This is a genomic window from Bacillus sp. SIMBA_074 (assembly GCF_046534555.1).
GTDB lineage: Bacteria > Bacillota > Bacilli > Bacillales > Bacillaceae_G > Bacillus_A > Bacillus_A mycoides.
The window spans coordinates 1-296 of sequence record NZ_JAWRYM010000326.1 but is presented as its reverse complement, the minus strand read 5'-3'; the positions used below and the strand labels follow the sequence as shown (position 1 = coordinate 296).

The following is a 296-nucleotide window of genomic DNA, read 5'->3' as shown; positions in this document are numbered from 1 at the left end:
CTAAAGGATATCGTTTTTGATGGCACGATGTATCATCTGTGGTACTTCCCTGCATTAATCATCGGGGTCTATTTGGCTTATTTTTTGTATAGTAGATTTCCATTCCCATACGTGCTTGGTATAGCTGGAATCCTTTACATCCTTGGACTGTTAGGCGACAGCTACTACGGTTTCACAGAACAGAGTGAATGGTTGCAAGCATTTTATACCCGAATGTTCGCCTTGTTTGATTACACGCGAAATGGTTTCTTTTTTGCCCCTATCTATCTGATACTTGGCGCTTGGATAGCCAAAAG

General features: G+C 41.6%; 1 pseudogene. It reads left to right on the top strand.

The window, feature by feature from the left end:
• Positions 1-296 (top strand): annotated as a pseudogene (locus tag SB773_RS31030) (serine racemase VanT catalytic subunit); the annotation flags it as partial.